This is a genomic window from Bradyrhizobium sp. WU425 (assembly GCF_021052305.1).
Lineage (GTDB): Bacteria > Pseudomonadota > Alphaproteobacteria > Rhizobiales > Xanthobacteraceae > Bradyrhizobium > Bradyrhizobium canariense_D.
In genome coordinates this window covers 1,308,315-1,327,259 of record NZ_CP088089.1, presented here as the reverse complement: position 1 = coordinate 1,327,259, position 18,945 = coordinate 1,308,315, and the positions used below count along the sequence as shown (strand labels likewise).

At 62.4% G+C, this 18,945-nt stretch carries 17 protein-coding genes and 1 tRNA gene; 10 read left to right on the top strand and 8 right to left on the bottom strand.

Annotated features, from left to right (window positions below):
* Position 1: 1 nt before the first annotated feature.
* The 4 genes from BcanWU425_RS06315 to BcanWU425_RS06300 all read left to right on the top strand — a co-directional run bounded on the left by BcanWU425_RS06315 (position 2) and on the right by BcanWU425_RS06300 (position 7,474).
* Complete coding sequence (locus BcanWU425_RS06315) at positions 2–1,993, top strand: putative bifunctional diguanylate cyclase/phosphodiesterase (RefSeq protein WP_204512438.1); 1,992 nt, start codon at positions 2–4, stop codon at positions 1,991–1,993.
* 157 nt (positions 1,994–2,150) lie between these two features.
* A complete protein-coding gene (locus BcanWU425_RS06310) occupies positions 2,151–3,533 on the top strand; it encodes an HlyD family efflux transporter periplasmic adaptor subunit (protein WP_445818653.1) in 1,383 nt (460 codons plus the stop codon).
* Positions 3,530–5,473 (top strand): glycosyltransferase, encoded by a 1,944-nt coding sequence (locus BcanWU425_RS06305; protein ID WP_204512439.1) that lies wholly within the window; start codon positions 3,530–3,532, stop codon positions 5,471–5,473. Before BcanWU425_RS06310 ends, BcanWU425_RS06305 begins: the two co-directional genes overlap by 4 nt.
* Positions 5,474–6,250: 777 nt before the next feature.
* On the top strand, positions 6,251–7,474 hold the full coding sequence (locus BcanWU425_RS06300; protein WP_085354376.1) for an ABC transporter substrate-binding protein: 1,224 nt from the start codon (positions 6,251–6,253) through the stop codon (positions 7,472–7,474).
* 231 nt (positions 7,475–7,705) lie between these two features.
* On the opposite strand, the gene BcanWU425_RS06295 is transcribed toward BcanWU425_RS06300, so the two are convergent.
* On the bottom strand, positions 7,706–9,268 hold the full coding sequence (locus BcanWU425_RS06295) for an adenylate/guanylate cyclase domain-containing protein (protein ID WP_085350683.1): 1,563 nt from the start codon (positions 9,266–9,268) through the stop codon (positions 7,706–7,708).
* A gap of 178 nt (positions 9,269–9,446) precedes the next feature.
* Between BcanWU425_RS06295 and BcanWU425_RS06290 the strand changes: the two genes are divergently transcribed.
* A complete protein-coding gene (locus BcanWU425_RS06290; RefSeq protein ID WP_085350815.1) occupies positions 9,447–10,538 on the top strand; it encodes an enolase C-terminal domain-like protein in 1,092 nt (363 codons plus the stop codon).
* Positions 10,539–10,606: 68 nt separating this feature from the next.
* Here BcanWU425_RS06290 and BcanWU425_RS06285 read toward each other — a convergent pair whose 3' ends face one another.
* The 4 genes from BcanWU425_RS06285 to BcanWU425_RS06270 form a co-directional block, all read right to left on the bottom strand.
* Complete coding sequence (locus tag BcanWU425_RS06285; protein ID WP_085361225.1) at positions 10,607–11,029, bottom strand: RidA family protein; 423 nt, start codon at positions 11,027–11,029, stop codon at positions 10,607–10,609.
* Between the two features lie 67 nt (positions 11,030–11,096).
* The gene (locus BcanWU425_RS06280) at positions 11,097–11,330 is read right to left on the bottom strand and encodes a hypothetical protein (protein ID WP_162496402.1); all 234 of its coding nucleotides are present in this window, start codon (positions 11,328–11,330) and stop codon (positions 11,097–11,099) included.
* Positions 11,331–11,424: 94 nt separating this feature from the next.
* On the bottom strand, positions 11,425–11,685 hold the full coding sequence (locus BcanWU425_RS06275; protein ID WP_018453352.1) for a hypothetical protein: 261 nt from the start codon (positions 11,683–11,685) through the stop codon (positions 11,425–11,427).
* Positions 11,682–12,167, bottom strand: a complete 486-nt coding sequence (locus BcanWU425_RS06270) for an L-2-amino-thiazoline-4-carboxylic acid hydrolase (RefSeq protein WP_018453351.1) — start codon at positions 12,165–12,167, stop codon at positions 11,682–11,684. Before BcanWU425_RS06270 ends, BcanWU425_RS06275 begins: the two co-directional genes overlap by 4 nt.
* 216 nt (positions 12,168–12,383) lie before the next feature.
* On the opposite strand from BcanWU425_RS06270, the gene BcanWU425_RS06265 reads away from it, so the two are divergent.
* Positions 12,384–12,908 (top strand): nuclear transport factor 2 family protein, encoded by a 525-nt coding sequence (locus BcanWU425_RS06265; RefSeq protein WP_204512440.1) that lies wholly within the window; start codon positions 12,384–12,386, stop codon positions 12,906–12,908.
* 188 nt (positions 12,909–13,096) lie between these two features.
* Here BcanWU425_RS06265 and BcanWU425_RS06260 read toward each other — a convergent pair.
* A tRNA-Val gene (locus BcanWU425_RS06260) sits at positions 13,097–13,171 on the bottom strand.
* Between the two features lie 74 nt (positions 13,172–13,245).
* Positions 13,246–13,605, bottom strand: coding sequence for a cell cycle two-component system response regulator CpdR (cpdR, locus tag BcanWU425_RS06255; RefSeq protein WP_007597092.1), 360 nt, complete (start codon positions 13,603–13,605; stop codon positions 13,246–13,248).
* A 363-nt stretch (positions 13,606–13,968) separates the two neighbouring features.
* On the opposite strand from cpdR, the gene BcanWU425_RS06250 reads away from it, so the two are divergent.
* From BcanWU425_RS06250 to BcanWU425_RS06240, 3 genes are all read left to right on the top strand, one after another.
* Positions 13,969–14,859 (top strand): N-formylglutamate amidohydrolase, encoded by an 891-nt coding sequence (locus BcanWU425_RS06250; protein ID WP_018453348.1) that lies wholly within the window; start codon positions 13,969–13,971, stop codon positions 14,857–14,859.
* A 539-nt stretch (positions 14,860–15,398) separates the two neighbouring features.
* Entirely contained in the window at positions 15,399–16,181 is a 783-nt protein-coding gene (gene hisN, locus BcanWU425_RS06245; protein WP_018453346.1) for a histidinol-phosphatase, read from the top strand.
* Between the two features lie 17 nt (positions 16,182–16,198).
* Positions 16,199–17,164: a Bug family tripartite tricarboxylate transporter substrate binding protein gene (locus BcanWU425_RS06240; RefSeq protein WP_018453345.1), complete on the top strand. Its 966-nt coding sequence runs from the start codon at positions 16,199–16,201 to the stop codon at positions 17,162–17,164.
* Positions 17,165–17,206: 42 nt separating this feature from the next.
* Here BcanWU425_RS06240 and BcanWU425_RS06235 read toward each other — a convergent pair whose 3' ends face one another.
* Positions 17,207–18,097, bottom strand: coding sequence for a LysR substrate-binding domain-containing protein (locus BcanWU425_RS06235; RefSeq protein ID WP_018453344.1), 891 nt, complete (start codon positions 18,095–18,097; stop codon positions 17,207–17,209).
* Positions 18,098–18,186: 89 nt separating this feature from the next.
* Between BcanWU425_RS06235 and BcanWU425_RS06230 the strand changes: the two genes are divergently transcribed.
* On the top strand, positions 18,187–18,939 hold the full coding sequence (locus tag BcanWU425_RS06230) for a sulfite exporter TauE/SafE family protein (RefSeq protein WP_018453343.1): 753 nt from the start codon (positions 18,187–18,189) through the stop codon (positions 18,937–18,939).
* Positions 18,940–18,945: the final 6 nt, after the last annotated feature.

Below are 18,945 nucleotides of genomic sequence, written 5' to 3'. Positions count from 1 at the left end.
GATGCCGTCACTCGCCAGTATCTGGCCTCAGCGAAACATCGTCACCATCGTCGCCGCGCTTGCCATTCTGTTGCTGGGCGCCGGGACGACCCTGAAGATCACGACCGATCATCTTCTCCGTCAAGATGCGACGTCGACCGCTCGTAGCTGGGCGAGGTTCCTGGCGGCCAGTGTCACCGATCTCGAGCAGATCGCCGGCGGCGAGCAGCCTTCCGCCGCGAGCATGGCGTTCTTCCTGTCGGCGCGAAATTCCGGCGAGGTCTTTCACTACGAAATATTCAACCGTAATGGCTACTCCCAGTTCGTTTCGACCCGCGAAAAGATCGCGCTCGTCGACTTGTCTGAATATAGCCCCGATGCGGCGCGATCAGCGGTTGACGGTCTCCCGATCGTCGACGTCAGGGAGGGAAATTCGCCCGACCGGCCGGCATTCTTCGCCCGCGCCTATGTCCCGGTCCAGACCGACGGTCGCCTCACCGCTGTCGTTGCGGCCTACGTGGATGAAACCGAGCAACGCAAGAATGTCCACAATACGTTCCTGACCGCGGCCGTGTTCCTTTGCCTGCTGTCAGGTCTCGCCTTCTCCATTCCCGCAATTGCCTGGTATCGGGAAACAAAGGTGAAGCACGCTGACCGGCGCATCCGGTTTCTCGCCCATCATGACGCGTTGACCGGGCTGACCAATCGCCCGCAGCTGATCGAAAAACTGGAGAGCGCCATCGCTCGCCTGCCGATGCGGGGCGGCAGCCTTGCCGTACACTTCATCGACATCGACCGTTTCAAGGAGGTCAACGATTCGCTTGGTCACGACGGTGGCGATTTTCTGCTCAAGTCCATCGCCAAGCGTCTTCGCGCCGCGGCCAGGATCGACGACGTGGTGGCGCGGCTCGGCGGCGACGAATTCGTGGTCGTGCAGAGCGGGATCGCCGGCAAAGCTCAGGCCGATTCGTTTGCGAGCCATCTCGCCGCCGCGGTAAATGCGACCGTGAAATTCAAGCAGCACGAGATCCTCACCACCGCTAGCATCGGCGTGGCGCTGGCGACGGGGGAAGACACCACCGCCGAGCGGTTGCTCAAGAGTGCCGACCTCGCGCTCTACGCGGCCAAGGCAGCCGGCCGCAACTGCATCCGGTTTTTCCTGCCTGAAATGGACACTGAGCTACAAGCGCGCATCGAGCTCGAGAGGGCGATTCGCGACGCGGTACTGAATGATCGCTTCGAATTGCATTATCAGCCGCTCTTCGAAATATCCAAGCGCCGCCTTGCCGGCTTCGAAGCGCTGATCCGGATGCCCGCGGCGGACGGAACCCTCATTCCGCCATTGACCTTCATTCCGGTCGCCGAGGACTTGCGGCTTATCGACAAGATCGGGGCGTGGGTGTTGCGGGAGGCATGCCGCACGGCCGCGACCTGGCCGGCGCACCTGACCGTTGCAGTGAACCTGTCACCCGTGCAGTTCGTGGCGGGCAACATCGGTGACATCGTCGCCGCCGCACTAAAAGACGCCGGACTCGCGGCGCACCGACTCGAACTGGAGATCACCGAAAGCCTGCTGCTCGGCAACACCGAAACGATCATGGCTCAGCTCCGGACGCTCAAGACGATGGGCGTTGCCATCGTGATGGACGATTTCGGGGCTGGCTATTCGAGCCTCAGCTATCTGTGGCGCTTTCCGTTCGACAAGATCAAGATCGATCGAGCCTTCATGCAGAGCCTCGACGGCCCTCATTGTCAGGTCGGGACAGTAGTAAAAGCGATCATCGCGCTCGGACGGGAACTGCGCATGCGGGTGACGGTCGAAGGCGTCGAGACCGCCAACCAGGCAGCTTTCCTCGACGCGGCCAACGGTGATCAGGTCCAGGGCTTCTTCTTCGGCCGGCCGATCCCCGCCTCAGAGCTCGGCGCCAGCATTCTCGCGGAGTTTGAGAAAGCAATGCCGCGGGCTTCGCCCGCGACCAAGCTGCACCTCGTCAACACATCGGCTGAACGGTAGCACGGACCCGTGCCTCTATCGGCCCAATGCGACTCTTGGCGATCCGCTATCGCAGACAATTCTCATGTTTCAGTTAGCCTTTGCAACACCAACATCGCATTTGGATTCGGCCGGCCGTATCTCGCGCGGAGGTTGCGCGTTGACTCTCAGGTGTATGATGCAAAACAAAACGCGTTTCGATTCGACATTCGAAGGCGGCGGCGGTCCAGATATCGCAAAACCTCTCGCGGTGGACGGAAACCATGACGCGCACGGTTTGCAACGCGCGTTGGATGCGCGTCTCAGTCCCGGCAATGCCGATGCCCCCGCAACCGGCGGCGATGCCGCCGCGGATGTAGCGCAATCCAAGCCGAGCCGGACGCTTCTCCGATTTGTGAAGGCCGCGGCGGGCATCGCCATCGTCGCAGTATTCGGCTGGCTGCCGCTCAGAGCGCTTTTCCAGACGTCAAGCGTCGAAGCCGTCGTCAATTCGAGGCTCGTGACGTTGAGGTCGCCGATTGACGGGAAGATTTCAGCCGGGGCCAGTCTGTCAGGCGATTTAGGCACCGTCGGTGAGGGCACTTTCATCCTCCGTGTCGTCAATCCGCGCGGCGACCGCGTGCGGCTCGATGACCTGCGCAGTCAGATGTCTCGCCTCGAAAACGAAAGGCCGAGCCTCGTTTGGAAGATAGCTTCAGCCCAGGCGGGGCAGAAGGATCTGGCGCGTCAGGCGGCCCTGTTCACAGCGGGGCGCATTCGTCAGCTCGAGGCGCGCATCGCAGAAATCCAAACATCAATCGAAGCGGCCGCAGCGCGTCGTGAAGAGGCGGCAGCCGCGGTGGAACGAGCATCATCGCTCATCAAATCGGGCAGCGTTTCGTCTGTCGAGCTTGGGCGCCTGACGCGGGATCAAACCATTGCTCAGCAGACCGAAATCGGCGCGCGACGCCGTCTGGATGCAACCCAGGTCGAGCTCACCGCCGCGCGCGAGGGCACTTTCCTCGGCGACAGCTACAACGATCGTCCGAGCTCGGTGCAGCGTGAGGAGGAAATGCGGCAGCGGGCTGAAGGCCTCACCGCGGACGTAGCGCACGCCGATGCGCAAATCTCGTGGCTCGTCGGCGAGATAGAATCAGAGCGATCTCGTTACATCGGCCGCTCCGAGGCGGACATCAAGTTCCCCGTCGCCGGCCGAATATGGGAGGTCATGACGGCACCTGGAGAGGACGTCCGGGCCGGACAACCGCTCATTCGTCTACTCGATTGTTCCGGCGCCGTAGTGACGGCGAACGTCACTGAGAGCGTGTATAACGGGCTGCAACTGGGATCTCTCGCACATTTCCGGCCGAGCGCCGGCGGCCCCGAATTGACTGGCACCGTCGTCAATCTCACCGGCTCCGCAGGGGTCGCAGCGAACCTCGCCATTAATCCCGATGCGCTGAGCAAGGAACCGTATCGTGCGACGATTTCGGTCCCCGACCTCAACGATGGCTCCAACGATTGTCCAGTCGGGCGAACCGGACGCGTCATCTTCTCGCCAGACACTGCGAGAAAGCCATGATCGCCGCGCTGACACCGGGCCTTATTGCGCTCGGGTTCTGCGTTGCCGTCCTTCCCTGGTTGCGGCACGAGAACTCCACGGCGCGCTCGCTGATGATCTCAATCGCATTGCTGCTCATGATCCGCTATTTTGGATGGCGCATGACAGCCACGGTGCCGCCCGTCGGCTGGACCGCCGACTTCGCCGTGGGATCCGTGTTCCTCTTCGTCGAGGCTGTATCGCTTGCGGCGGGTGCACTGACACTGGTGTTTCTCAGCCGCTCGACCAATCGAACGCCGCAAGTCGAAGTCAACAGGCGGTGGCTTGCCGGACGGCAAGCTCCGCTGATCGACGTATTCATTTGCACCTACAACGAGGAAACGTCGATTCTGGAGCGCACAATCATCGGCGCCACGGGAATGAACTATCCCAACTACCGCGTCTGGGTTCTGGACGACGGACGGCGTGACTGGCTCGAAAAGCTTGCCGGCCAGCTCGGCTGCCGGTATCTGGCGCGCCCGGACAACAAGGACGCCAAGGCCGGCAACATCAATCACGCCCTGTGGCATGTGGCGGAGCTCGCCGATCCCCCAGATTTCATTTCGATTCTCGACGCCGATTTCGTGCCTATGCCCGAATTTCTCAGCCGCGCGACGTGCCTGTTCCGCGACCAGGGCGTAGGCGTGGTACAGACACCTCAGCATTTCATCAATGCGGATCCGATCCAAACCAATTTGGCCGCGACCAAGGTCTGGCCGGACGAGCAGCGCTTTTTCTTCGATATCCTGATGCCATCGAAGGACGCTTGGGGCGTGGCGTTTTGTTGCGGCACGTCGTCGGTCATCCGATTCTCGTCCCTCGTGAAGATCGGCGGCTTTCCGACCGATTCCGTGACGGAGGACTACTTGCTGACGCTGCGGCTGACGGAAATTGGATCACGCACGGTGTACCTGAACGAGCGTCTGACCTTGGGGCTGGCCCCGGAGGGACTCAAGGAGTACATCACTCAGCGCAGCCGATGGTGTCTTGGCTTCATGCAAATCTTTCGGGGGCGCAGTGGTCCCTTTTCCCGAAGATCGCAGCTGGACGTTGTCGACAGGCTTTCTCTCATCGAAGCATTCATGAGTTGGACCTCGACCTATGTCGTCAAGGTCTTCGGTCTCGTCGTTCCAAGCCTTTATCTTCTCTTCGGCATCAAAGCGGTCCAGGCCGATCTTTTCGAACTCCTCGGATATTTCCTGCCTTTTTATGTCTGGTATTCGCTCACCATGGCCTGGATTTCCCGCGGACGCTCCATGGCGGTGATGTCGGATGTCGCTCAATACATTGCACTGCCGGCGGTTCTCAAGGCCGTGGCGGCGGGACTGCTCCAGACGCAGGGACACACATTCAAGGTCACGGCGAAGGGCGGGGATCGCGACCAACGCTTCGTCGAATGGCCACTGCTCAGGATATACGGCACCGCATTGGCGATTACGCTCGCGGGTATCGTCTATGCCTTCGTGCTTCATGTGCAAGGTGACATGATCGCCTATGGCGGTCTGGCGCTCGCCTGGAGTTTGTACAACGCCATCATTCTGTTGATCGTCTGCCTGGTGTCCATCGAGCAGCCGCGGCGACGGAAGGCCGAGCGGTTCGAGCGAGATGAGCCTGTCCTTTTCAATATCGGTTCCCGGCAGTGCATCTACCGTTTGGCAGACATGTCGATCACGGGCGCTCGCTTCGTGAGCGACAATCCACCACCTGTCGGGACCGCGGTTCGCTGCACCCTCCAGGAGAGAAACGTCGCGGCCCTGGTCGTGCGACGCACGGGGAATGGCTTTGCAATCCGGTTTGATGAAACCCTCAACACCCGCATCGCTCTCATTCGCGCTTTCTATTCCGGTGACTACGTCAGCGCATTCACCGGCATCCACGCCGCCCCGATCGGCAAAGCATTAATGATGCGGATTTTCGGGTGACTACCTCTGCTGATGAAGCGCAGCACCAAGCTCGCTGAACGTCACCGTCGTTGCCAAGCCGAGCGCTGCAACCGGTTCTTCTCGACCAATGCCTACGTCCAGGCCTTCGGCGCTCGTTCGTTCCAGGTAGCGCGCGCCCTATGTAGGCGCCCGCAATTCGCCCTGAAACCAAGCCAAGGTATCAGACGATCTCATTGGGTCGACCAGCACGACCGCGATCTGGTCGACGAAATCGCAAGCGGGACATTCGAAGGTCCAAATCTCAGAACCGGCGGAGCTTGGCGTGATGCGCGCCAGCGTCGTTGTTATCCGGCATGTAGGACAAGGTGGTCGCTGAATGGCCATGAGGCTCGCCTGAATCCGGCGGGAGCGCGATACTCTCAGTCACCGATGGGCGCCGATGCGGGCGGTGATGGACCATCATGGAACCGAGAGCTCTGCCGCCACCGGTCAATATTGACCACCATCCAAATTACGGCCCGCTATCCCAAACATGATCTTTCACAGATCGGTTCATTTTTCATCGGACGAGTGCGGAACAGCGAGCGCACCCGCGCTATATCGCCCGATTTCACGACCGCCGGGTCGAGATGGAGTCCAATGTCCGCGGGCTGCCCTAGCGGCGCGCCACACTCGGCGCGTCAGCACGCCTGCCGTTTCGTCCGGCCCTCCAGCTGCGCACCGCGCCACAGCTTTGACAAACGCTTGACCTAGATCAAGCAGCCTTGGTGCGGATTGAGCCGACCTCGATGAGGGGCCAACGTCAAGGTATCGGGCATGCGCGTCTCCGGCAGGATGCTGTTCGTGTTGATGGTTGCCCTGGCATCGCTCGGGGCGATGTCGCAGGAGCGCGCCGATCAACCCACCGCCGACAACGAAATCCGTATCGGCAATGTCATGCCGTATTCGGGACCGCTGTCCGAATTCGGCGCCATCGGCCAGGCGGAAGCGGCCTATTTCGACATGGTCAACGCGCGCGGCGGCATCAACGGCCGCAAGATCCGCTTCATCACGCGCGATGACAATTCCGATCCGACGACCGCGCTGGAGCTGACGCGCAATCTGGTCGAGACGGACGACGTGCATTTGATGTTCGGATCGTTCGGCACGCCCGGTAATCTCGCCACGCGCTGGTATCTGAACGCGAAGAAGATCCCACAACTGTTCGTCGCCTCCGGCGACGAGGAGCTGAGCCAGGCCAAGGCGTTTCCCTGGACCATGGGCTGGCAGCCGTCGTTCCGGTCGGAGGGGCGCATCTACGCCAACTATCTCCAGGCCTATTATCCCAGGAAGAAGATCGTGGTGCTCTGGCAGAACGACCAGTTCGGGCGTGCGCTTCTCAAGGGCATGGAGGAAGGTCTTGGCGATCTGAACCGTCTCGTCCTCGTCGACATCGCCTTCGACATTGCCGATGAGCATCTCGACGGACACGTCTCGATCCTCAAGCGCGCCGGCGCCGATATCTTCGTCTTTCTCGGTGTACCGTCGACGGCGTCCAAGGTGATCAAGCTGGCGGCGGCAATGAAATGGCGCCCGGTCTTCATCGTCAACGACGCCTCCGCCTCGATCGCCAATGCGATGGCGCCCGCAGGCCTGGAGAATTCCTCTGGCGTGATCTCGGCGGCTTTCCTCAAGGATCCGAGCGATCCCGCCTGGAAAGACGATCCCGCCATGAAGGACTGGTTCACTTTCATGGACAAATACCATCACGACGAAAGCACCAACAGCAGCGCCGCGCTCTATGGCTACGCCGCGGCAGAGGCGCTGACGCAGGTGCTGAAGCAATGCGGCGACGACCTCTCGCGCGAGAACATCATGCGTCAGGCGGCTTCGCTGAGGAATTATCAGCCTTCGGTCGCCCTGCCCAACATCAGGATGAACACCTCGCCGAACAGCTACCTGCCGATCCGGCAGATGCGGCTGGTCCAGTTCGACGGCCGCTCCTGGCAACCCTTCGGCGACGTGATCGAAACCGCCTTCACGGAAGGCGCGGCGCGGTGAGTTGACTCGGGCCCACCTATTGCTGGGCTACCCCTCTCCCCCGCCCTCCCCCACAAGGGGGAGGGAGCCGAGCGGAGAACGGAGCAGCGTCGCACCATGATCGACTTTCCGCGAAGTTGGACAAAGTCGCCACGTTAAAGATGTGTTTCCCTCCCTCCTTGTGGGGGAGGGCTAGGGAGGGGGTGCCACACGGCACACTCTCTCAATGAGAGACGGCAACGCGCGTGCTCCTCACGCCGGGTTCAGAGAGGCCAGCGCATTCTCCAGCAGCGAGCGCACCCGCGCCGCGTCGCCGGATTTGACCACGGCGGGGTCGAGATACAGCTCCAGCCCCGGCGCTCGCTCGGTGATGATCCCGCTCCTTTCGGCGGCCGCGTCGTTCAGCGCGTCGACCGAATAGGGAATGATTTCGCGGCTGATGCCCTTCATCGTGATCGCGGGCAGCGCGTGGGCGCGGACGATGTCGCTGACCAGCGCGAAGGTCTCGTAGCTCAGCACGATGCCGCCGGGCTCGGCGATCGATTGCAGGCGCGCGGCGAGGTTCGCCTCCGCGCCGATGATGGTGTAGTCCATGCGATCGCTGCTGCCGAAATTGCCGACATTGCAATAGCCGGAATTGATGCCCATGCGGGCCTTGAACGGCAGCTCGATGCCGGAGGCGCGCCATTTCGCATTGAGCTCGGTGAGCCGGTGCTGCATGCGCCAGGCCATCTGGAGACAGGCCTGCGCGTCGGCGCGGTCGCCTTTGGTCTCGGGGTCGCCGAAGAAGATCAGCATGGCATCCCCGATGAACTTGTCGATGGTGCCGCCAAATTCGTGGGCGACCGCCGACATCTCGGTGAAATATTCGTTGAGGAGCTGGGTCAGCAACTCCGGCTGCAGCCGCTCCGCCGTCGCGGTGAAATTCTGGATGTCGGAGAAGAAGATGGTGAGCTTCTTGCGCTCGGTGTGGATGGTAACGTCCTTCTGGCCGGAGAAGATGCTCTTGTAGACCTGCGGCGGGATGTAGCGCGAGATTTTCATCGATAGCGAAGCCAGGAAGTCGTTGGTGGATTCGAGCTCCTTGTTCATGCCCTTGATGCGGCTCGCCTGGCGGCGCTGCAGCGAGAGGAACGACAGGCCGCTGCCGGCGGCGATCAGGAAATAGGCCAACAGGAACTTGAACGAGAAGATGTTGGCGGCGATCGGCTGGGCGATGATCACCTCCTGGATGCCTCTGACGTCACCGACCTTCCAGTCCTTCTTCGGGCTCTCGGGGTGACTGTTGTGGCAGCTGACGCAGGCCGGGCCCATCGTCACCGGAGCGATCAGCCGGACCTTGTCGTTGAACAGCGAGGTCTCGGTCTCGACGATCTTCTGCTCGGGATCGTTGCGAAGCGATTCGAGCGCGGCCTTCTCGAACTTGTCGAGCTGGTGCGGGGCGCGGTTCTGGAACGGGAAGTCCGAGACGAAACGGTAGGTGATGTTTTCCTGCTGCGCCCCGATCACCCGCCCTAGCTCCAGCGACAATGTCGCCGGGATCGGGATCGCGCCGGGGATGGATTCGTAGTTGTGAATCACCCTGGTCGTACCGTTCGGATTGGCGATGATGCGCCCGACCACGTTGGTCGCGTAGTAGCTGCGCACGCTCGTGATCACCGAATTCAGGTCGATCGCCTGCCGGCGCAGCGCGGTCTTGCTGAGTTCGGTCAGGTCCAGCCACACCGCGAGCGGCAGGGCGAGCAGCAGGAAGGCGATCGCGGCACCGGTCAGGATGCCGCTCTTGCGCTGTTCTTCGGAGATCTCTTGCTTCACTCGTTGGCTCCGTGATGAGCGTTCTTGTCTCGAACTCGGGGGATTTGCGGAACAGAGCCAATAAACGCGCTCCCGCGCAACCCCATTTTATGGTGGTCGCGCCAAGCGGCTTTTCGTTTCATGGCGAATGTTTAAGATCGGCATTAATCTGCATTCACTCCGCCAGGAGATCCACCAAATGACCGAGACCATCTGCATCAAGCGCTTCAATGCGCGCTCCGTCATCGTGCCGATGAACCTCCCGCTCCAGACCTCGACCGGGGCTGTCGCAAAGGCACCGCTGGTGCTGATCGACTGCGAGACCGACCAGGGCGTCCAGGGGCACGCCTATCTGTTCTCGATCACGCCATCGGCCTTGAAGCCGTTGACGGCGATGGTCGCGGAAATGTCGGAGCTGCTTGCGGGCGACGAGCTGCTACCGTTCGAGATCGAGCGCAAGCTGACCCAGCGCTTCACCCTGCTGGGGCTCGCCGGCCTGCAGCGGCTGGCACAATCCGGCATCGACATGGCGGCATGGGACGCACTGGCGCGCGCACGCGGCCTGCCGCTAGCGCGGCTGCTCGGCGGCGCGCCGAGACCGGTCAGGGCCTACAATTCGAAGGGGCTCGGCATCATGCCGGCGGGTGCCGCGGTGGAGGAAGCCCACAAGCTGCTGGCCGAGGGCTTTCAGGCCGCAAAGATCCGCGTCGGCCGTCCCGATGCACGGGAAGACCTGAAGGTGGTGCGCGCGGTGCGCAAGGCCGTCGGCGACGACGTGACCTTGATGTGCGACTATAACCAGGCGCTGACGGCCACCGAGGCGATCCGCCGTGGCGAGATGCTCGACGATGAGGGCCTGACCTGGATCGAGGAGCCGATCCGTCACGACGATTATGAGGGTAACGCCCGCATCGCGGATGCGCTGCGCACGCCGGTCCAGATCGGCGAGAATTTCGACAGCGCCTTCGCGATGCAGACCGCGCTCTCAGCGGAAGCCTGCGACTACGTGATGCCCGACGTGCAGCGCATCGGCGGCGTCACCGGCTGGCTGCGCGCCGCCGCGCTGGCGCATGCCGCCGGGATCGAGATGTCGACGCATCTGTTCTCGGAAGTCAGCGCGCATCTTTTGTGCGTGACGCCGACCGCGCATTGGCTCGAATATGTCGACTGGGCCGACGCAGTGCTTTCAACGCGGCTGATCATCAAGGACGGCTTTGCCCTGCCGAACGAGGAGCCCGGCAACGGGATCGCGTGGGACGAGGCTGCGGTGAAGAAGTATCTGGTCGAATAGACCGCGTGTCGTCGCGACGTATCGAAGTGCGAACGTCGAAGCTGACGATCAGCGAACGGCATGCCTTCCTACGACCGAACAGCGGCAATCATACTCAGCTCGACCGGTGCACCCCGCGGCAACTCGGCGACGCCGACAGATGTACGCGTGTGACGACCGCGATCGCCTAGGCGCTCGATCAACCGGTCGGAAGCGCCGTTCATGACTTGCGATTGCTGAGTGAATCCAGGGGCCGAGGCGATGTATCCAACGAGCTGCAAGACGTGGACGATCTTGTCCTCTCCACCTGTTGCGTGATTGATGGCCGAAATGCAGAGATCTGCGCAGAGGGCTGCCGCCCCCTGTGCGGCGGCGACATCGACACCTGCGCCGACCTTGCCTGAGTACAGCAGCTCTTCGCCGCGACGCGGCAACTGACCACTGACATACGCAATTCCACTATGGATGATGACGGGCAAGTAGTTGCCGCCTGGTTTGTTCACGCTGCTCATCTCGATAACCTGCCTTCATTTCTCGCTGGCGTGGGTGGGCGGACAATGGCAGGCGGGGAGTCGCGGATCAAGCTGCGCATTGCACCGAGGTGGTGCACGATAACGATCCCTCATGACCACATGGCGCCTTCATTCGCACATCCGCGTCGTCGCGATCGGCGGCGAGGATCGAGTTCGGCGAGAGCTGGCAGGCCGCGCTGGTGCGTAAGTTCCACGAGGAGCTCGGTATCGGAATCTCCATCGTGAAGGCGATGAGCTGAACACGTTGCTGCTTCCACATCGTCATTGCGAGCGCGGCCAAGCAATCCAGAATCCCTCCGCGGAAACAGTCTGGATTGCTTCGTTGCGCTCGCAATGACGGAGTGTGAGACAGCAGCGCTGCATGACTAGCTACGCTACCAAACCTCCGCGCCGGGAATCTTCCTGCGCACCGCGATGCGCTGGATCCAGATGCAGCGGCGGATGGATCTGTTGGAGCGGCCGACGGCCGAGATGCCCTCGCCGGCCTGAAGCAGCGGCGCCACGCTTTCGCGCAATGCGCGGCAGCGCTGCAGTTCGGCCTGCCAGTCGATGACCGCAGCAGCGGCGCGCGACGACATCAGCGCCAGCACCATCAGGGCAACATAGCTCGCCCGCATCACCCGCATTCCCTTCATTTTGATCCGCGCTCGTCGCGCCAGTAGCGGAAATCGCAATGGGACGCGCCTTGCATGATGGTTTGCGTGCGCGTGAGCCTGACGTCGGCGCCAAATCCATCAGCGGTCGCGAAGTCGGCGGTGCAGACCAGCAGGAAACCGAGCTCCGGCTCGCCCAGCGCCTTGTAGAACTCGGCATAGGCGCATCGCGTCACGTCGAACGCAAAGGCGTCCTGGGTCTGCTCGATGATGTCATAGGCGAGCGCGTCGTCTCGGGCATAGGTCTTGAACGCCGACGCGACGGCCTTGCCGAGATCGGCTTCGTTGTTCGTGCTGTTCTTTGCCTTCCAGAATTCCTCGCCGAAGCCGCGATAGAGGTCGCCAAGCGCCTTGCGCACCAATGCATTGGCGCGCGCCTCGCCGAGTTCGGCCTGCAACGCCTTAACCAGGGGCACCAGCACCTGCGCCTGGATCTTTGCCTGCTCGATGACGGACACGCTCATGGGCAACCTTCATCCGGGTTACTTCACACCACAAGACGATAACTCAACTCGCTGCTCGCGGCGAGGGTTTGCTTGCCTGGTCCCGTGGCATCCGGAAGTCTACGTTTCCGTGATGTCGGGGTCATCGCCGATCGTGCAATCCTGAAAACATCGACCTGGCCACAATGGTATGACGCTCACCATTCAAATTCCGCCGGCAAATGACCAGAGGTGACCATGATCCGACCCAAAATGCCTTCAGGCAATTTCACGCCACGAGTGTTTTCACGGCGCCCTCAAGTTGCGGCGTTTGCCGCAGCGCTGTTTCTCGCCGCAACGTTCTGGCCGGCCGGAGGCGCGCAGGCTGCCGCAAATGATGCCGAAGCACGAACCATCTTCGAGAAATTCATCGCGGCGCAGAATGCGCATGATGCGGACGCCATGAAGGCCATGCTCCTGAATTCACCCGGAACGCTGTTGTTTGCCAGAAACATCGAGACGCGCGGTCGCGATGAGGTCGCCGAACGCTTCAAGACCTATTACGAGGGCACCTGGCACCTCGAACCCGACATGTCGAAATTCCGCGTTGCCGTGATCTCGAACGAGATCATGCAGATCCTCGTGCCGATCGTCTTTACGCGCGGCCTTCCGGGCAAGCCGCCACAACAAAATACGTTTCTGATCAGCCAGACCTACGTTCAGGATGCGGACGGCTGGCACGTCGCCTCCATCCTTCCGGTCGCGAATACGGAACTGAAATAGGGGATTTAGTGGCTGTGTGTCGGCGCAGGAGGCTGCCGCTCCAGTCCGTGTCCGCTCTTCGAGCTACGCCGGACACGCTTCGCCAAAATGAGATTGGTGGCTTCCGAGCCGAAGCTCGCGGCGGCAGCCCGCCTGCGCCCGTTGGGCTTCGGCGTGGCATCCTTCACTCGGCTATCGCGAGCGAAGGATGGTGGGCGCGACAGGGATCGAACCTGTGACCCCTACCATGTCAAGGTAGTGCTCTCCCGCTGAGCTACGCGCCCTAGATGTCGTCTAGATCGGGTCGGGTCCCTATAACGGCTCACGGGAGCCGGTGCAAGGACGGAAGGGGCCCGATTTAGGCCGCCAGCATCTTGTTCACTTCGCTGACCAATTCTCTCAAATGCACGGGCTTGGACAGCACCTTGGCGTTCTTGGGCGCATCCGAATCGGAGTTCAGGGCGACCGCGGCGAAGCCCGTGATGAACATGATCTTGATGTCGGGGTCGAGTTCCGAGGCCCGGCGGGCGAGCTCGATGCCGTCCATCTCCGGCATCACGATGTCGGTGAGCAGCATCTCGAACGGCTCTTCCCGCAGCCGCTGATAGGCGGCCATGCCGTTATCGTGGGACGAGACCTGAAAACCGGCGTTTTCCAGCGCCTTGACCAGGAAACGGCGCATGTCGTTGTCGTCTTCGGCGAGCAGGATCTTTGGCATGGCGGAAATGTCGAATCCCCAGAGGATATCAGCGGAGGTCACTAAGCCCGACGGAGGGTAAATTTGGGGTGAAAATCTTTACCCTCCGCAGCTCGCGCTGCCGGACTCTTGTGAACCGGAATACGGCACGAAGCAATCGAGCCGTACCTGCCGGTCCCCACCTCGCTGCCCGCAGGGTTAAGACATGTTCCAGCGCAGATCTCATCTTTTCGCTTGGCAGGATGGTTGCGATTCCGGACAATGACGACACATAAGAGCCGCCCGATCGGCCGAATCAATGCGCCAAGGGCGAAGCCTGATACCGAGAGGCGGAGCCTGATTGCCAAGGGCGAAGCCTGACACCAAGGGACGAAGCCTGAGAAGATGACCCGGTTTGACGGCGACAAGTCGCCAGCCTTCGAGATCGTTGAGCCCGCGCAATGGCGCGCGCCGGTTATCTTCAACTCGCCCCATTCCGGCTCGACCTATCCGGACGAATTCCTCAGCGCCTCCAGGATCGACCTGCCGACGCTGCGGCGTTCCGAAGATTCCTTCATGGACGAGTTGATCGGCCATCTCAGCGAGCGCGGCTTTCCGACCGTGCGGGTCAACTTTCCCCGCTCCTATGTCGACGTCAATCGCGAGCCCTACGAGCTCGATCCCCGGATGTTCACCGGGCGCCTGCCGAGCTTTGCCAACACCCGCTCAATGCGGGTCGCCGGCGGACTTGGCACCATTCCGCGCGTGGTCGGCGACGGCCAGGAGATCTATCGCGAGCGCATCCTGGTCGACGACGCACTGGGGCGGATCGAGACGCTGTACAAGCCCTATCATCGCGCGCTGCGCCGGCTGATCAACAAGGTGCACCAGATGTTCGGCACCGTCGTGCTGGTCGACTGCCATTCGATGCCCTCGGTCGGCGTCTCCCGCGACGAGCCGCGCCGGCCCGACATCGTCATCGGCGACCGCTACGGCACGAGCTGCACGCCGCTATTGCCCGACCGGGTCGAGGAGACCATGGCCGGCCTCGGCTATTCGATCGGCCGCAACAAGCCCTACGCCGGCGGCTTCATCACCGAGCATTACGGTAACCCGGCCAGTGGCCTGCATGCCGTGCAGCTCGAGCTCAACCGCGCAATCTACATGGACGAGCGGCGGCGCGAGCGCAGTCCGCGCTTTGCACAAGTGGCGTCGGACTTCGGCGTGCTCGCAGACGTGCTGGCGACCACGGTCCCGTTCGGCGATCTCGGCCCGTTCCAGGCCGCGGCTGAATAGGCGCGACGTTTTCTTCGAACAATTGTGTTTGGGTGCGATCAGCGCGAATGCGTTTCGCGGCGAGCATCGAAATGAAAGCCGATGCCGAGAGAAAGCAGAGGCTGAAAGAAAAAAGGGCCGCTTCTAATGAAGAAGCGGCCCAAGTCTAGGGAGGAAACGCCCAAGGAGGGCAGCAGTAACGCGAGAAGCGCTACCGCACCGCAACAATATGCGGCCGCGACGCACAAAGTGCAAGGGCTTTCGAGCGGTTTCCCATGCAATGAGGACATAGCTCGGTTGCTTCTAGAGAAACCCAGATTCAGTTCCTTTGATAAGGAAATTCAATGGGTTGATAGTCATTTGCATACGAACGAGGCAGATCCGGAACTAAGGTTTCAACTCAATGATCGATTTTTGGCCGGCCTAGTTCTTTGAAGGGGGGGACGCATCCGGCATCCAAAATACCAGGGTGCAAAAGCAAGACAGCGCTGCACGATTCTTCCGATTTGAGCTAGGCAGGAGTGAGCTTCACCCGACTTTCGCTTTTTTGAGGATACGCCGTGACGGTGATCGATTTCTCCGCCTTCATCGGACGGCTCGCCACCGCCTCCGGCGAAACCATCCTACCGTTCTTCCGCACCTCGCTGTCGATCGAGGACAAGAGCAAGACCAAGGATTTCGACCCCGTGACCGAGGCCGATCGCGCCGCGGAGGCGGTGATGCGGCGTCTGATCAAGGCCAACTTTCCCCAGCACGGCATCGTCGGCGAGGAATTCGGCAACGAGCGCGAGGATTCGGATTATGTCTGGGTGCTCGACCCCATCGACGGCACCAAATCCTTCATCGGCGGCTTTCCGATCTGGGGCACGCTGATCGCGCTCCTGCACAAGGGCACGCCGGTCTACGGCATGATGCACCAGCCCTTCATCGGCGAACGCTTTTCCGGCGACAGCGGCTCGGCTCATTATAAAGGCCCGTCCGGCGAGCGCCGGCTCCAGGTCCGGCGCTGCGCCTTGCTGTCGGAGGCGACGACCTACACCACCAGCCCGCTGCTGATGAGCGAGCGCGACCGCGCCATCTTCGGCCGCATCGAAACGGGCGCGCGGCTGTCGCGCTATGGCGGCGACTGCTACTCCTATTGCATGCTGGCGGCAGGTCACGTCGATCTCGTGGTCGAGACCGAGCTGAAGCCTTACGACATCGCAGCCCTGATCCCGATCGTGACCGGTGCCGGCGGCGTCGTCACCACCTGGGAAGGCAAGCCGGCCCAGGGCGGCGGCCGCATCGTCGCGGCCGGCGACGCCAGGGTTCACGAAGAAGCACTGAAACTGCTCAACGGCTAGGCGATCTAGGAGCCTGCATGACCAACCGGCGTACGCTCCTTCTCGCGGCCTTGCTTCTTTTTCCGACGCTCGCCTCCGCCCAGAATTTCCCGGCCAAGCCGATCAAGCTGATCGTGCCGTTTCCGGCCGGCGGCCCCAACGATATCATCGCGCGGGTGATCGGCCAGCGCATGTCGGAACTGTCAGGGCAGCCGGTGCTGATCGACAATCGCGGCGGCCAGGGTGGCGTGCTCGGCACCGATGCCGTCTCCAAGGCTGCACCTGACGGCTACACCATCGCGATCTCCAGCGCCGGCGCGCTGGCGATCAGCCCGAGCATGGAAAGGGTCGCCTACGATACGCTCAACGACCTCACGCCCGTGACGTTGGTCGCAACCGTGCCGGAAATGTTGGTGGTCGCCACCAACGTCCCCGCAAAGGACATCGCGGAATTGATCGCGCTCGCCAAGGCGCAGCCGGGAAAACTCAACTTCGCCTCCTCCGGACCCGGCAGCCTGCCGCATCTCGCCGGTGAATTGTTCAAGCTGACGGCCAAGATCGACATCGTGCACGTGCCCTATCGCGGCGCGGCGCCCGCCGTGAACGATCTGCTGGGCCAGCAGGTGCAGATGACGTTCCTGGACCTCCCCGTGCTGCTGCCGCAGGTCAAGGCGGGCGCCCTGCGACCGATCGCGGTCGGCTCCGCCGAGCGTTCGCCGACGGCGCCTGACGTGCCGACCACCGCGGAAGCGGGCTTTGCGGATCTGCGCATCGAGAACTGGTACGGCATGGTCGCGCCGAAGGGCACGCCGAAGGAGATCGTCACCGCGCTACATGATCTGGCCACGAAGGCGATGGCGGATCCGGCGGTGAAGGAAAAGCTCGCTGCCCAGGGCGCGACGCTGGTCGGCGATGAGCCGGAGCATTTTCGCACATTCATCGCGGACGAGACGAAGAAATGGGCGAAGGTGATCAAGGACGCTGGCGTGGAGACGGCGAAGTAGCTGCGTCTTAACCTCTTCTAAAGGGAGGGGAAATCCCAGAACTCACACCGCCGCAGACCGCAAATGCTCCACCAGCATCTTCGCCGGGCGCGGTAGTGTCTTGAAGCTTCGCGCGCAGATCACGAGTTTGCGGTTGGCCCAGCTATCGCGCAGGCGGACCATGGCGAGCGGCATCAGTTTTGCGCAGCGGCGGGCCGCGGCTTCGGGCACCAGCGCGACGCCGACATCGGCGGCGACCATCTGGCAGATCGCATCGAAGTCGCGCAAGCGTGCGCGGTAATGCGGCCGCATGCCGAGCCGGGCGGCGTGCTTCGAAATATGCACCTGAAGCGCGGTGGCGCTGGTCAGCCCGACGAAGTCGCAAGCGCCCGCCTCCTGGAAATCGATCGCGCGGCGGCCGGCGAACGGGCCGCGCCTAGACGTCACCAGCGTCAGGCGATCCTCGCTGAAGGCGAATCGCTCGATATGATCGGGCAGCGCGTGCTCGGCGGCGAAGCCGAGATCGGCCGCGCCCGCAGTGATCGCGGCCGCGATGTCGGTGCTCTCGCGCTCCTCGATGTCGATGGCAACGTCGCGATGCTCGCGCAGGAAGCCGGCGAGCGCCTTCGGCAGATGCTCCGAAAGCCCCGAGGTATTGGCGAGGAAGTGCACGCTGGCGCGCACGCCGCTGGCAAAGCCGGCGAGATCGCCGCGCATGGCGTCGATCTGGTGAATGACGAGACGGGCGTGATCGAGCAGGCTCTCGCCGGCCGAGGTCAACTCAACGCCGCGGCGCCCGCGCTTGAGCAGCGCGACGCCGAGCGCATCCTCCAGCCCCTTGATGCGCGCGCTGGCTGAGGCCAGCGCCAGATGCGACCGCTCCGCGCCGCGGGTGATGCTGCGCTGGTCGGCGACCGCGATGAACAGCTGGAGGTCGACGAGGTCGAAGCGCATCGGGGGTCCCTTCAGCCTTCGTTCCAAACGAAGGCTTTCTCCGTAAGCTACAGATTGTGCCGGCGCGCTGCATCGGTCAATGTGCAGATATGATCGACCCGCTCCTCATTCTCATCGCCGCCGTTTTCCTGATCGCCGGATTCGTCAAGGGCGTGGTCGGGCTCGGCCTGCCGACTGTCTCCATGGGCCTGCTCGCGGTGAGCATGGCGCCGAGCCGCGCGATCGCCATCGTGATCGTCCCCGCCATCGTCACCAACATCTGGCAGACCTTCGTCGGCCCCCATTTGCGCGATATCCTGAGGCGGCTGTGGCCGCTGATGATCGGCACCGTGATCGGGTGCTGGCTCAATGCCGGCGCGCTCACCGGCCCGCATGCGCGCTACGGCACGATCGTGCTCGGCGTGCTCCTGGTCATCTACGCGATCATCGGGCTGAACAAATTCCAGTTTCATGTTGCGCCAAAGAACGAGAAATGGGTCGGCGGCGTGGTCGGCGTGGTCACCGGCGTGATCTCGGCCTCGACCGGCGTGCAGGTGATCCCCTCGATGCCGTTCATGCAGGCGATCGGCATGGAGAAGGACGAGCTGGTGCAGGCGCTCGGCGTGTTTTTCACGACAGCGACACTGGCGCTCGCCTTCAATCTCACCGCGGGGGGATTGCTGACGCCGGCCAACGCGGTGCCGGGCGCCGTGGGCATGGCCTGCGCGTTTGCCGGCATGTATATCGGCCAAACGGTGCGGGCGCGGATGCCGGCGGAAGCGTTTCGCCGCTGGTTCCTGATCGCGATGATCCTGCTCGGCCTCTATCTCGCCGGCAGCGCGCTGCTGAAGGAATTCGCGTAAAGGACG

Bases quoted from the DNA above. Each gene is read 5' to 3' on its own strand.
- BcanWU425_RS06235 (WP_018453344.1), bottom strand. From the start codon at position 18,097: ATGCGCTTCGACCTCGTCGACCTCCAGCTGTTCATCGCGGTCGCCGAC.
- BcanWU425_RS06270 (WP_018453351.1), bottom strand. From the start codon at position 12,167: ATGAGCGTGTCCGTCATCGAGCAGGCAAAGATCCAGGCGCAGGTGCTG.
- BcanWU425_RS06265 (WP_204512440.1), top strand. From the start codon at position 12,384: ATGATCCGACCCAAAATGCCTTCAGGCAATTTCACGCCACGAGTGTTT.
- cpdR (WP_007597092.1), bottom strand. From the start codon at position 13,605: ATGCCAAAGATCCTGCTCGCCGAAGACGACAACGACATGCGCCGTTTC.
- BcanWU425_RS06275 (WP_018453352.1), bottom strand. From the start codon at position 11,685: ATGAAGGGAATGCGGGTGATGCGGGCGAGCTATGTTGCCCTGATGGTG.
- BcanWU425_RS06230 (WP_018453343.1), top strand. From the start codon at position 18,187: ATGATCGACCCGCTCCTCATTCTCATCGCCGCCGTTTTCCTGATCGCC.
- BcanWU425_RS06315 (WP_204512438.1), top strand. From the start codon at position 2: ATGCCGTCACTCGCCAGTATCTGGCCTCAGCGAAACATCGTCACCATC.
- BcanWU425_RS06285 (WP_085361225.1), bottom strand. From the start codon at position 11,029: ATGAGCAGCGTGAACAAACCAGGCGGCAACTACTTGCCCGTCATCATC.
- BcanWU425_RS06305 (WP_204512439.1), top strand. From the start codon at position 3,530: ATGATCGCCGCGCTGACACCGGGCCTTATTGCGCTCGGGTTCTGCGTT.
- BcanWU425_RS06310 (WP_445818653.1), top strand. From the start codon at position 2,151: ATGCAAAACAAAACGCGTTTCGATTCGACATTCGAAGGCGGCGGCGGT.
- BcanWU425_RS06240 (WP_018453345.1), top strand. From the start codon at position 16,199: ATGACCAACCGGCGTACGCTCCTTCTCGCGGCCTTGCTTCTTTTTCCG.
- BcanWU425_RS06250 (WP_018453348.1), top strand. From the start codon at position 13,969: ATGACCCGGTTTGACGGCGACAAGTCGCCAGCCTTCGAGATCGTTGAG.
- BcanWU425_RS06300 (WP_085354376.1), top strand. From the start codon at position 6,251: ATGCGCGTCTCCGGCAGGATGCTGTTCGTGTTGATGGTTGCCCTGGCA.
- BcanWU425_RS06290 (WP_085350815.1), top strand. From the start codon at position 9,447: ATGACCGAGACCATCTGCATCAAGCGCTTCAATGCGCGCTCCGTCATC.